This window comes from Streptomyces sp. CT34, assembly GCF_000805335.1.
GTDB lineage: Bacteria > Actinomycetota > Actinomycetes > Streptomycetales > Streptomycetaceae > Streptomyces.
Window position 1 is genome coordinate 4814931 of record NZ_KN708638.1, and the last position, 11240, is coordinate 4826170.

Genomic DNA, 11240 nt, shown 5'->3' on the forward strand with positions numbered 1-11240 from the left:
GCACGTCTGGGGCAACCGCGGCCAGCTCGCGGCGGCCCTCGGCAACCTCGTCGAGAACGCCGTCAACTACTCCCCGGCGCGCACCCGCGTCGGGATCTCCGGCCGCCGGGTGTCCGCGCCCGGTGGCGACCTGATCGAGATCGCGGTGACCGACCAGGGCATCGGGATATCCGAAAAGGACCGGGACCGCATCTTCGAGCGGTTCTATCGCGTGGACCCGGCGCGCTCGCGCGCCACCGGCGGGACCGGCCTCGGCCTCGCCATCGTCAAGCACGTGGCCGCCTCGCACGGCGGGGAGGTCACGGTGTGGAGCGCTGAGGGACAGGGCTCCACCTTCACCCTGCGTCTCCCGGAAGCCGGGGCCGTCCGCGACCGCGAGCGGCCCTCGGACCTCACCGCGGAGGGCCTCGACGACGAGGACCGCCCGTACGAGACCTTCAACGATCCGCTCCCTGCTCACCCAGCCCCGGAGGTCCTTCCGTGACCCGAGTGCTTGTCGTCGAGGACGAGGAATCGTTCAGCGATGCACTGTCGTACATGCTCCGCAAGGAGGGTTTCGAGGTCGCCGTGGCGGCTACGGGCCCTGACGGACTGGACGAGTTCGAGCGCAACGGCGCCGATCTCGTCCTGCTGGACCTGATGTTGCCGGGACTGCCCGGCACCGAGGTCTGCCGCCAGCTGCGCGGTCGCTCCAACGTCCCGGTCATCATGGTGACCGCCAAGGACAGTGAGATCGACAAGGTCGTCGGTCTCGAAATAGGTGCCGATGACTACGTCACCAAGCCCTTCTCCTCCCGCGAACTGGTCGCCCGGATCCGCGCCGTGCTGCGCCGCCGCGGCGAGCCGGAGGAGGTCGCCCCGCAGGCCCTGGAGGCCGGCCCGGTCCGGATGGACGTGGACCGCCATGTCGTCACGGTCTCCGGCGGCAAGGTCGACCTGCCCCTCAAGGAGTTCGACCTCCTGGAGATGCTGCTGCGCAACGCCGGCCGGGTCCTGACCCGTATGCAGCTCATCGACCGCGTCTGGGGCGCCGACTACGTGGGCGACACCAAGACCCTCGACGTCCATGTGAAGCGGCTGCGCGCCAAGATCGAGCCGGACCCGGGCGCGCCGCGCTATCTGGTCACGGTCCGCGGCCTCGGGTACAAGTTCGAGCCGTAGGCCGCGTCGGCCGACTCACGTGAAAGGGGCGCCCCTCCGGACCGGAGGAGCGCCCCTTTCACGTGAGTGCCGCGGGCCGGTCAGTGACCGCCGGCCGAGGCGGTGTTCGACGGCGAGGCCGAACCCGACGGGGTGGCCGACTCCGAGGGCTTGCCGCTCGCGGAGGTGGACGGCTGCGGCGTCACCGACGGGCCGTACTTCTCGAAGTTGTACTTCGCCGGGGTGACGAACGCCTTGATGGTCACCTGGCCGGTGGCGCTGAAGGTGAAGGTGAGCGGCTGGAGGTTGCCGTCCTGAACGGCCTCCCGGCCGCTCTCCAGGACGGCGCTGGGGTTGCCCTGGCCGCCGAGCACCACGGAGCCGCCGGCCGGCACGGTGATCTTGCCCGACGACAGCTTGGCCGACTGGCCGGTGCCGTTGACGGAGATCCCGGTCAACTGCTGGTCCTTGGAGCCGGTGTTGAACACCGTCGCGGCGATCGCGGCCGGGCCCTTGGCGTTGACGTCGGGCTGGGTGATCACATTCGCGTTCTGGACCTTGATGTCGCCGACGCTGGTCGCGGCGTTGTCCGGCTTGACCTCCAGCGTCTGGGCGTCGTTCCCGGCACCGCACGCGGACAGCGTGGCGATCGAGAGCGAGAGGACGGTGGCGGCGAGGACGCCGCGTCGAAGGCTGCGGCTCACGGCGGCGGCATCTCCTTGACGAGCTACGGCGGCCGAACGTTCGTGCCCGGTCGCGGATGGACGGCTGGGGCGGCGCTGCGCACCCGTCACGACGACGGTCACGTAAAGCCGCCCTAAGGGTGGGTCAGCGCCGCTAGGTTACCGAGCCGCCCTCGCGCCGATGCACCCGACCCGCCTCCTGGGCGATCACCCGCCCGCGGCCTGCCCCGATATCCCCTCGGCGGGGGCGCCTGCCGGGCGGCCGGAACGCCACCCGGAAGGATTTCCGGAACCCGATCTCGCCCGGATCTCCGAAGATCCGGCGGGCATATTCGGCAAGCGGCTGTTCGAGTGGCGGCAGGCGTGTTTCCCCCGGTGAAAAGCGGTATTCACAAGGAATGCACATGGCACACAGAATTGATCACACGCGTCGCCGGAGCCTCGTTGATCAATTCCGGGAATCGACCCGGATCGGCCACCAAGCAGCCGAACGGAGTAGCGGAACTCGCTCATGCGGATCGGTGCAAATCGGGACGTTCGCCTCGTTGATCTTTACCTTTCCAGCATGCGACTGCCGGGTTTCCGCTCACCTGTGAAGCCCCTCCGACCTGCGAATTCCTGTGTCACACGGCCCCTCGAAGCACGTTCCGACCACTGTTGTCAAGCCCCGAGATATGCCCTGACCTGCGAAAACGCCATTCAGAACGGCCCGTTCCCGTGTTAGCATGGATAGCCACGGAAGGGGTACCTGTCACATGACGTTCAAGGTTGGCGACACCGTGGTCTATCCCCATCACGGGGCCGCGCTGATCGAGGCCATCGAAACTCGCCAGATCAAAGGCGTGGACAAGACCTACTTGGTGCTGAAGGTCGCCCAGGGCGACTTGACTGTTCGTGTGCCAGCGGACAATGCGGAGTTCGTCGGCGTACGCGACGTGGTTGGTCAGGACGGGCTGGACCGGGTCTTCGAGGTGCTGCGCGCACCGTATGCCGAGGAGCCGACGAACTGGTCCCGTCGCTACAAGGCAAATCTTGAGAAGCTCGCTTCCGGCGACGTGATCAAGGTCGCCGAGGTGGTGCGCGACCTGTGGCGGCGCGAGCGTGAGCGCGGACTCTCCGCCGGTGAGAAGAGGATGCTCGCCAAGGCGCGCCAGATTCTGGTGAGCGAGCTGGCCCTCGCGGAGAACACCAACGAGGACAAGGCCGAGGCCCTGCTCGACGAGGTCCTCGCGTCCTGACGACGCCCGCGTTGTGCGCCGGCGCCTGAGTGGGTACCCACGCAGCGTGACGGCGCGAGAGCAACGTAGCAATGCCGCGGTGCCCGAGTGACGACCGTCTCCCGAGCGGAGGGTCTGTTGCCGGGCGCTGCGGCATATCTGTGCCGGGCCCGGGAACTGCCCCGACCGCTGTCACGGAAGGGTTCCGGTCAAGGCGTCGCGCCCGGCACTCCTCACAGGCCATACCCATCCCGCCAGAGGAAACAAACCTGTCTGCCCCAATTCCGGGCTCGCCCCGGACTCCGGAGCCATCGATGTCAGATCCCTCCCGCCCGGTCCGCGCCGCCGCGGTCATCCCCGCCGCCGGCCGCGGCGTCCGGCTCGGTCCCGGCACCCCGAAGGCGCTGCGCACCCTGGGCGGCACCCCGATGCTGGTGCACGCCGTCCGTGCGATGGCCGCCTCGCGCGCCGTCTCGCACATCGTCGTGGTCGCCCCGCCCGACGGCCCCGAGGAGGTCCGCCGGCTGCTCGACGCCCATCCGCTGGCCGACCGCACCGAACTCGTCGTGGTCCCCGGCGGCGCGACCCGCCAGGAATCCGTACGGCTCGGGCTGGCGGCGCTGCCGGACGGCATCGACGTCGTCCTGGTGCACGACGCGGCGCGCCCGCTGGTCCCGGTCGACACCGTCGACGCGGTGATCGCGGCGGTCCGCGCCGGCGCTCCGGCGGTGGTGCCCGCGCTGCCGCTCGCCGACACCGTCAAGCAGGTCGAGCCGCGACCCCAGGGCACGCCGGAGCCGGTGGTCGGCACCCCGGAGCGAGCGCTGCTGCGCGCCGTGCAGACCCCGCAGGGCTTCGACCCGGCGACGCTGCGCAAGGCGCACGACACCGTCGTGGAGGGCGAGGGCGCCACCGACGACGCCGGGCTGGTGGAGCGGCTCGGGGTGCCGGTGGTGCTCGTCCCGGGCCACGAGGAGGCGTTCAAGGTGACCCGGCCGCTGGACCTCGTCCTGGCCGAGGCCGTACTCGCCCGGAGGAGGGCCACCGATGGCTATGTCTGAGCACCCGCTGCCCGGTATCCCGCTGGTCGGCATCGGGACCGATGTGCACGCCTTCGAGAAGGGCCGCGAGCTGTGGTGCGCCGGGCTGCTCTGGGACGCCGCCGAGAGCGGCGGCTACGGGCTGGCCGGGCACAGCGACGGCGATGTGGCCGCGCACGCCGCCTGCGACGCGCTGTTCTCCGCGGCCGGCATCGGCGACCTCGGCGCGCACTTCGGCACCTCCCGCCCGGAGTGGTCCGGCGCCCCCGGGGTGACGCTGCTGGCCGAGGCCGCGCGGATCGTACGGGCCGAGGGGTTCGCCATCGGCAATGTCGCGGTGCAGGTCATCGGCGTACGGCCGAAGGTCGGCAAGCGTCGGGACGAGGCGCAGAAGGCGCTGTCCGAAGCGGTCGGGGCGCCGGTCTCGGTATCCGGCACGACCACGGACGGGCTGGGGCTGACCGGCCGTGCCGAGGGGCTGGCCGCGATCGCGACCGCGCTGGTGGTGCGGACCGCCTGAGGCCGGCGCGGGCCGGAACGGGACGTTCCGCCGATCGGCCGCACCGCTCGGGAATGCCCTGCGCAGCAAAGGGTGTTGGGGGAGAATCCAGGTAGTCGTGTTCACCGGAAGTCATCGGTTCGGCCCGCGGGAAGGATTCTTCGTGACTGCAACGCTCTCCGACGCACTCAAGGAACTGCTCGACTCTCCCGTCTTCGTGACGGTGGGGACGATCCAGCCGGACGGCAGCCCCCAGCTCTCTCCGGTCTGGGTGAAGCGGGACGGCGACGACCTGCTGTTCTCGACGACCGTCGGCCGGCGCAAGGAGAAGAACATCCGCCGCGACCCGCGGGTCTCGGTCGTCCTCCAGCCCTTCGACGCACCGTACGGCTACGCCGAGATCCGCGGCGAGGCCACGCTCTCGACCGAGGGCGGCCAGGAACTGATCGACGAGCTGGCGCTGAAGTACACCGGCAAGCGGTACGCGGAGTTCAACCCGGCCGCGGCCGACGACGACGAGCGGGTCGTGGTCCGGATCACCCCGCGGAAGGTGGTCGGCCGGATCTGAGCCGCCCGCGCCGGGCGACGGAGCGCCGCCGTCCGGCGCGGCCCGTCCGCGACAACGGGCGAATCGGACGACTTCGGCGCTTCTGTGCCCCCGTGCTCAATAGGGCACGGGGCATTGCCACGTTCCGACTACCCTGGTCCCGTGACGATTCGCCTGTACGACACCAGCGCCCGGCAGATTCGCGACTTCACCCCGCTCGTGCCGGGCTGTGTCTCGATCTACCTCTGTGGTGCGACCGTGCAGGCCGCTCCGCACATCGGGCACATCCGGTCCGGACTCAACTTCGACATCATGCGCCGCTGGTTCGCCCACCGCGGCTACGACGTGACGTTCGTCCGCAACGTCACGGACATCGACGACAAGATCATCCAGAAGTCGGCCGAGCAGGGCCGCCCGTGGTGGTCGATCGGCTACGAGAACGAGGTCGCCTTCAACACGGCCTACGACACCCTCGGCTGCCTGCGCCCCACGTACGAGCCGCGCGCCACCGGCCACATCCCCGAGATGATCGAGATGATGCGCGGCCTGATCGAGCGCGGCCACGCCTACGCCGCCGACGGCAACGTCTACTTCGACGTGCGGTCCTTCCCGGGCTACCTCCAGCTCTCCAACCAGGACCTGGACAACCTCCTCCAGCCGTCCGGCGAGGGCGAGACCGGCAAGCGCGACCCGCGCGACTTCGCCATGTGGAAGGCCGCCAAGGAGGGCGAGCCCAGCTGGGAGACCCCGTGGGGCCGCGGCCGGCCGGGCTGGCACCTGGAGTGCTCGGCGATGGCACACAAGTACCTCGGCTCCGCCTTCGACATCCACGGCGGCGGCGTGGACCTGGTCTTCCCGCACCACGAGAACGAGATCGCCCAGGCCAAGGCGTTCGGCGACGACTTCGCCGCGTACTGGTCGCACAACGCCTGGGTGACCATGAGCGGCGAGAAGATGTCCAAGTCGCTGGGCAACTCCGTCCTGGTGTCGGAGATGGTCAAGCGCTGGCGCCCGATCGTGCTGCGGTACTACCTGGGCACCCCGCACTACCGCTCGATGATCGAGTACAGCGAGGAGGCGCTGCGCGAGGCCGAGTCGGCGTTCGCGCGGATCGAGGGGTTCGTCCAGCGGGCCGTCGAGAAGGTCGGGGTCGTCGAGCCCGCGTCCGAGGTGCCGCCGGCCTTCGCCGAGGCGATGGACGACGACCTGGGCGTCCCGCAGGCGCTGGCGATCGTGCACACCACCGTCCGGCAGGGCAATGCCGCGCTGACCGCCGACGACAAGGAGTCGGCGGTGGCGCGGCTGGCCGAACTGCGGGCGATGCTCGGGGTGCTCGGCCTGGACCCGCTCGACGAGCGCTGGTCGGGCGGCGCCGCGGACCGCGGCCAGGACCTGCACGGGGTCGTCGACTCGCTGGTCCGCCTCGTGCTGGAGCAGCGCCAGGGTGCGCGGGCGCGCAAGGACTACGCCACCGCCGACGCCATCCGCGACCAGCTCCAGCAGTCCGGTCTCGTCATCGAGGACACCCCGTCCGGGCCGCGCTGGTCGCTGTCCTGAAACCGGGTCCCGGCCGCCGCACCGGGACCCGTCACACCCCCGGCCACCAGCCGGATTCGCCCTTCCCGGTGGCCTCGGGCGACACTCAATCCATACGTACGTACCCACTCCACGTCGCGAGACGTCGAGAGCAGTGAAGAAACAGGTGACCCATGGCCGGCAACAGCCAGCGCAGGAACCGCCGCACGTCGAACAAGAAGGGCGCTCAGGTCGGCAGTGGCGGTAAGCGGCGCCGGTCCCTGGAGGGCAAGGGCCCGACCCCGCCCGCGTCCGCCCGCAAGGGGCACGTGAAGAACCGCATCGCCAACGCCAAGGCGAAGCAGGCCGCGAGCCGCCGCCCGGCGCCGCGGCGCGGTGGCGCCAAGGGCACCGCGGAGCTGGTCGTCGGCCGCAACCCGGTCGTCGAGGCGCTGCGCGAGGGCGTGCCCGCGACGACGCTGTACGTGCAGCAGTTCATCGACAGCGACGAGCGGGTGCGCGAGGCGCTCCAGCTGGCCACCGAGCGCGGGCTGAACCTCCTGGAGGCGCCGCGTCCCGAGCTGGACCGGATGACCAACGGCCTCAACCACCAGGGCCTGGTCGCCCAGATCCCGCCGTACGACTACGCGCACCCCGAGGACCTGTCCGCCGCCGCCTTCGACGCGGGCGAGGACCCGCTGATCGTCGCGCTGGACGGCGTCACCGATCCGCGCAACCTGGGCGCGGTGGTCCGGTCCGTGTCGGCGTTCGGCGGCCACGGCGTGGTCGTGCCGGAGCGCCGGGCGGCCGGGATGACGGCCGGTGCCTGGAAGACCTCGGCGGGCACCGCGGCCCGTACGCCGGTCGCCCGCGCCACCAACCTGACCCGGACCCTGGAGGCGTACCAGAAGGCGGGTCTGACGGTCGTCGGTCTGGCCGCCGACGGCGAGATGGAGCTCCAGGACGTCGAGTTGCTGGACGGCCCGGTCGTCGTCGTGGTCGGCAGCGAGGGCAAGGGCCTGTCGCGGCTGGTCGGCGAGACCTGCGACGTGCGGGTGCGGATCCCGATGCCGGGCGGCGCGGAGTCGCTGAACGCGGGTGTCGCGGCCGGTGTCGTCCTGTGGGAGGCGGCGCGCCGCCGCGCCTGACGACGGTGCCCCGGGCGGGCGGGGAAGCCCTCCGCCCGCCCGGGGCAAAGCCTGACGCTCTGTGTGTCTTCTCCCGCGTCCCGTGATCGTTTTGACGGGTCTCGGACAGATCGGCCCGGTCAAAGCAGTGTCTTAACCGCGGGTCACTCGGTTAGATGAGCGTGGACACCAGAACACCCCGCACACCTACGGGGGGACGCTCGCCGGGCTTCGATGACGAGCCGGTCCTGAGCTCGGTCAAGGTGCCGTGCGATCCCGCGCAGGTCATCGTCAACCACGCCAGCTTCCGCGTACAGCTCGCCACACCCGTGGCGACCGGAAGGCTGCCCGAGCCCGCGCGCATCCCCGCTCTCCGCGCACCGTCCGCCAGACGCCGGGCGCCCGTGGTCTGGAGCGGTCGCACCGAACCGGGCGGCTCGGCCGGCGCCACCACCCAGCTCCTGCACGCGGTACGCGACGCGGGCATCGGCCTGGACGGCGACCGGACCGAGGACGTCGGCACGACCCAGGTCCTGCCCCGGGTCCGCCTCGATGACGCCCCCGCCGCCACCGTCATCGGCCAGCGCGGCCCCGCCGACGCCGACGGCACCCTGCTGCGCGGCGCGCGCCCGGTGGGCGCGGCGCGCACCGAGCGGCCGTACGGCGGACCGACGCACGACGAGCCGCCGCACGACGAGCCGTTGTACGGCTACGGCGGCCCGGGCGACGACCGGTTCGAGGCGCGCGAGCTCTACGACACCGGCGCCAAACGGCGCGGCGGCGACAGCGTCCGGCATGCGTACTACCCCGGTCGCCGGATGAACCTCGGCGTCGTCCTGCTGCCGCTGCGCATCTTCCTCGGCCTGATCTCCGTCTACGCCGGTATGGGCAAGCTCTGCGACCCCGTCTACTTCGACGGCGGCGCGCGGGGCTCGATGGTCACCTGGCTGCTGTCGCTGCACCCGTGGGAAATGGCCGTGCCGCTGCGGGACTTCGCGGTCGCGCACCCGGTCGGCGCCGGGCTCACCGTCGCCTTCCTCCAGGTCGTGGTCGGCGTACTGACCATCTGCGGCCTGTGGCAGCGGGTCGCCGCCTCGTTCGGCGCGCTGCTCTCCGCGACGCTGCTGATGACCGTGAGCTGGCGCACCCTCCCCGCCTACGACGCCCCCGACATCATCTACCTCGCCGCCTGGAGCCCGCTGATCATCGCGGGCGCCCCGGTCTACTCCATGGACGCCCGGCTCGCCGGTGAGGCGTGGCGGCGGCTCGGCCCGCGCGTCGAGGTGCGCGCGCTGCGCCGCCGGGTGCTGCGCCGCGGTGCCGTGATGACCGCGGTGGTGGCCGGGCTGACCCTGCTCATCGGTTCGCTGCTCGGCGGCGCCGTACGGTCCGCGAGGGTCGCGCCCGTACCGAAGCCCGGCGAGCCCGCCATCAACAACCTCCCCGGATCCCCCCTGCCGCACCCCGGCCACACCGCCACCCGGCCCGGCCGCACCCCCGACCACCGCGGCGCGCCCTCCGCCGGCGCCTCGCACAAGCCCCACAAGGCCGGTAAGCCGTCCGCTTCCGGCTCCCCGTCGAGCGGCAGCAGCAGCGGCAGCTCCCGCCAGTCCGGCGCGACCACCAGCGCCCCGCGGCAGTCGGCGCCGACCCACGAAGCTCCGTCCCGCACCCAGTCGCCGGGCTCCGGCGGCACCGGCGGCGGCACGTCCGGCAGCTCCAACAGCGGCTCTTCCGGCAGCGAATCGGGCCACGGCAACACCCTGGGCGGGCTGCTGGGCTGACCCCGTCCGTTCACCGCGCAACCCGTCCCCGACCCCTCTGACCGACCCCTACGGGCCACCTGGCCCCACGGGGCGGCGGAGCGGCCGGGGACAGTCGTCTGTACGGGCCCACACGGCCTCGTACGGCCCGCCCGCGCTCACCTGGGCTCCGCACCCGCCACAGGCCCGTACCGCGCGCCTCAACGGCCGTGCGCGGTCAGCTCCTCGGCGGCCTCGGTGAGGTCCTTGGCGGTGTCGATCGCGCGCCAGTAGGCCCCGTGGGGGAGCGGGTAGCCGGCCAGCCGGCGCTCGCGGGCCAGGCGCGGGAAGGTGGTGCGCTCGTGGTCGCCCCGGTCGGGCAGCAGCGCCGCGAAGGCGGGGGAGAAGACGTAGACGCCCGCGTTGATCAGATACGGCGACGGCGGCGCCTCGATGAAGTCGAGTACGTGCCCGAACGCGTCCGTCTCGACGACACCCCAGGGGATGCGCGGGCGGGCCAGCGCGAGGGTGGCCGCGGCGTCGCGCTCGTGGTGGAAGGCGGCCATCTCCCGGAGCGGGAAGCGGGTCCAGATGTCGCCGTTGGTGGCGTACCAGGGCTCGTCCGGGCGGGGGAGGAAACCGGCGGCGTACTTCAGTCCGCCGCCGCGGCCCAGCGGCTCGGTCTCGACAACGGTCGTGACACGCAAGGGAAGTTGGGTCCGGTCCAGCCAGTCCTGGAGGACCTCGGCGAGATGCCCGCAGGAGATGACGGCGTCGGTGACGCCCTCCTCGGCGAGCCAGTTCAACTGGTGGCCGATGATCGGGGTCCCGGTGCCGGGAATCTCGACCATCGGCTTGGGTCGGTCATCGGTATACGGGCGGAGACGTGAGCCCTGGCCACCGGCCAGGACCACGGCCTGCGTGGGATACGAATGCGCGGCGCCTGTCATGGATCGCACCTTATGGGGTGCGAGCGAGGGTCACTGGGCGGCGGCGACGCCGGAGGCGAAGGAGGTGTCGCAGACCGGGCGGGAGAACGCCTGGGCGCGGTGTGCGGCACCGTACTTGGCGACCGCGGCGCGGCCGAGGGCACGGGCGATGGAGGCGCAGTGCTTGGCCAGCGACGGCCGCGCGGTGGTGGCCTCCTGGAGGTCGGTCAGGGCGACGCCCGGATCCTTCTCCTGGAGTTCGACGAGGAGGCGGTCGCGGAGCACGTCCTGGGCGGCGCGGGGGCCGGCCTGCGTGGAGACCTTCCCGGAGGACGCGGTCAGCATCTGCGATCCGGTGGTCGTCGATGCCCACGGGACGCGGGTGACCGCGAGCGTCCCGGAGAGGACGAGGACGACGGGGAGGACAAGGGCGAGAGTTCGGCCGATACGGCGGGCTGCGGAGTTCACGGAGGTGATGGTAGCGAGGGGTGATGATTTGGCGACATTTGGTCACCTTATCGGGGGACGAAATGGCTCGTCGGTGCGGTTGTCGGGTTGACGTATCGATACGAAAAGCGTCTTCCGGGGGTGCTGCACGCGCCTCCGCGACGGCGTACCGCGACCCGCTCCCGGGCCGCGGATTCGGGCCGGGCACGGGCCCGGAGGCGCCGCGCCGGCGGTGCGGGTCGCGCATTACCCCACACCGCCGCCACGGTAAACCCGGACACCGGTCCCGATGGACCCGCCGCTGCCGCGGTCACCGCACCCCGGTCGACCGCCACGGCGGGGCGCCCCCCCCCC

The 11240-nt window shown here is 71.8% G+C and carries 12 protein-coding genes; 9 read left to right on the plus strand and 3 right to left on the minus strand.

Going from position 1 to position 11240, the window contains the following annotated elements; all coding sequences use genetic code 11:
* Both RZ84_RS41490 and RZ84_RS21135 read left to right on the plus strand, forming a co-directional pair.
* A partial coding sequence (locus tag RZ84_RS41490; protein ID WP_241777795.1) for a two-component system sensor histidine kinase PhoR occupies positions 1-484 on the plus strand: 484 nt, incomplete at its 5' end.
* A complete protein-coding gene (locus RZ84_RS21135; protein WP_016572018.1) occupies positions 481-1161 on the plus strand; it encodes a two-component system response regulator PhoP in 681 nt (226 codons plus the stop codon). The genes RZ84_RS41490 and RZ84_RS21135, both read left to right, overlap by 4 nt.
* Positions 1162-1241: 80 nt before the next feature.
* Here RZ84_RS21135 and RZ84_RS21140 read toward each other — a convergent pair whose 3' ends face one another.
* Positions 1242-1844: a copper chaperone PCu(A)C domain-containing protein gene (locus RZ84_RS21140; RefSeq protein WP_043265602.1), complete on the minus strand. Its 603-nt coding sequence runs from the start codon at positions 1842-1844 to the stop codon at positions 1242-1244.
* Positions 1845-2578: 734 nt separating this feature from the next.
* On the opposite strand from RZ84_RS21140, the gene RZ84_RS21145 reads away from it, so the two are divergent.
* From RZ84_RS21145 to RZ84_RS21175, 7 genes are all read left to right on the plus strand, one after another.
* Positions 2579-3061: a CarD family transcriptional regulator gene (locus RZ84_RS21145; protein ID WP_003953493.1), complete on the plus strand. Its 483-nt coding sequence runs from the start codon at positions 2579-2581 to the stop codon at positions 3059-3061.
* A 293-nt stretch (positions 3062-3354) separates the two neighbouring features.
* Positions 3355-4101, plus strand: coding sequence for a 2-C-methyl-D-erythritol 4-phosphate cytidylyltransferase (gene ispD, locus RZ84_RS21150; protein ID WP_043265603.1), 747 nt, complete (start codon positions 3355-3357; stop codon positions 4099-4101).
* A complete protein-coding gene (gene ispF, locus RZ84_RS21155; protein ID WP_043265604.1) occupies positions 4094-4600 on the plus strand; it encodes a 2-C-methyl-D-erythritol 2,4-cyclodiphosphate synthase in 507 nt (168 codons plus the stop codon). Before ispD ends, ispF begins: the two co-directional genes overlap by 8 nt.
* Positions 4601-4742: 142 nt before the next feature.
* Complete coding sequence (locus tag RZ84_RS21160; protein ID WP_043270444.1) at positions 4743-5147, plus strand: PPOX class F420-dependent oxidoreductase; 405 nt, start codon at positions 4743-4745, stop codon at positions 5145-5147.
* A 141-nt stretch (positions 5148-5288) separates the two neighbouring features.
* Positions 5289-6683 (plus strand): cysteine--tRNA ligase, encoded by a 1395-nt coding sequence (gene cysS / locus RZ84_RS21165; RefSeq protein WP_043265605.1) that lies wholly within the window; start codon positions 5289-5291, stop codon positions 6681-6683.
* Positions 6684-6835: 152 nt separating this feature from the next.
* Positions 6836-7789 carry a 23S rRNA (guanosine(2251)-2'-O)-methyltransferase RlmB gene (gene rlmB / locus RZ84_RS21170; RefSeq protein WP_043265606.1) on the plus strand — a complete coding sequence of 318 codons (954 nt, stop codon included), beginning with the start codon at positions 6836-6838 and terminating at the stop codon, positions 7787-7789.
* 155 nt (positions 7790-7944) lie between these two features.
* Positions 7945-9552: a DoxX family protein gene (locus RZ84_RS21175; RefSeq protein ID WP_198540019.1), complete on the plus strand. Its 1608-nt coding sequence runs from the start codon at positions 7945-7947 to the stop codon at positions 9550-9552.
* A 179-nt stretch (positions 9553-9731) separates the two neighbouring features.
* Here the strand turns inward: RZ84_RS21175 and RZ84_RS21180 are convergent, their stop codons facing one another.
* Both RZ84_RS21180 and RZ84_RS21185 read right to left on the minus strand, forming a co-directional pair.
* Entirely contained in the window at positions 9732-10460 is a 729-nt protein-coding gene (locus tag RZ84_RS21180) for a nucleotidyltransferase family protein (protein WP_043265608.1), read from the minus strand.
* 30 nt (positions 10461-10490) lie between these two features.
* The gene (locus RZ84_RS21185; RefSeq protein WP_043265609.1) at positions 10491-10907 is read right to left on the minus strand and encodes a hypothetical protein; all 417 of its coding nucleotides are present in this window, start codon (positions 10905-10907) and stop codon (positions 10491-10493) included.
* Between the last annotated feature and the right edge of the window lie 333 nt (positions 10908-11240).

Bases quoted from the DNA above. Each gene is read 5' to 3' on its own strand.
- RZ84_RS21145 (WP_003953493.1), top strand. From the start codon at position 2,579: ATGACGTTCAAGGTTGGCGACACCGTGGTCTATCCCCATCACGGGGCC.
- ispD (WP_043265603.1), top strand. From the start codon at position 3,355: ATGTCAGATCCCTCCCGCCCGGTCCGCGCCGCCGCGGTCATCCCCGCC.
- ispF (WP_043265604.1), top strand. From the start codon at position 4,094: ATGTCTGAGCACCCGCTGCCCGGTATCCCGCTGGTCGGCATCGGGACC.
- rlmB (WP_043265606.1), top strand. From the start codon at position 6,836: ATGGCCGGCAACAGCCAGCGCAGGAACCGCCGCACGTCGAACAAGAAG.
- RZ84_RS21175 (WP_198540019.1), top strand. From the start codon at position 7,945: ATGAGCGTGGACACCAGAACACCCCGCACACCTACGGGGGGACGCTCG.
- RZ84_RS21180 (WP_043265608.1), bottom strand. From the start codon at position 10,460: ATGACAGGCGCCGCGCATTCGTATCCCACGCAGGCCGTGGTCCTGGCC.